Origin of the sequence: Pseudoalteromonas aurantia (assembly GCF_005886875.1) — a bacterium.
GTDB lineage: Bacteria > Pseudomonadota > Gammaproteobacteria > Enterobacterales > Alteromonadaceae > Pseudoalteromonas > Pseudoalteromonas aurantia_A.
This window is the reverse complement of the sequence record NZ_PNBY01000192.1, coordinates 1-503: the sequence shown is the minus strand read 5'-3', so window position 1 is coordinate 503 and position 503 is coordinate 1. Positions and strand designations below refer to the sequence as shown.

Below are 503 nucleotides of genomic sequence, written 5' to 3'. Positions count from 1 at the left end.
CTCCTTAGTAACCATGAGCTATTGCGTGAATCGACATCGGTTTATGTCAGTTTGAGCCGCTTTGTTGTTACTGAAAAGCATCCCATTATTCTGGTTGACTGGAGCCATGCTGATACTCAGAACAAGCACTGTATTCTGCGAGCAAGTATTGTCAGTGAAGGCCGCTCTTTAACTCTCTATCAGAAAAGTGCTTTTAGCTATCAGTATCATTGTCTAAAAGTCCAAAAATACTTCTTATAAATGCTCAAGCTGCTCTTGCCGAGTGCGTGTCGACCTGTGATTGTGACGGACGCTGAGTTTAAAGTCCCTTGGCTCAAAGCCGTAAGAAGTAATGGCTGGCATTACATCAGCCGAGTGCGTGGTACTGTTCACCTAAAAACCCAGCAGAGTAACGACTTTATCTCTTGCCAGTCATTATTCAAAAGTAATCGACGTAAGAGCTGCTATCTTGGCGAGGTCGAACTGACCAAAAGTGCAAAATACCACACCCATGCGGTGCTGGT

At 44.5% G+C, this 503-nt stretch carries 1 protein-coding gene and 1 pseudogene; both read left to right on the top strand.

What is annotated here, in order from left to right:
* A pseudogene (locus tag CWC18_RS21175) lies at positions 1-240 on the top strand (IS4 family transposase); the annotation flags it as partial.
* The coding region (locus CWC18_RS20565) for a transposase (protein WP_171041188.1) at positions 241-503 on the top strand (263 nt) is incomplete at its 3' end. It lies immediately after the preceding pseudogene.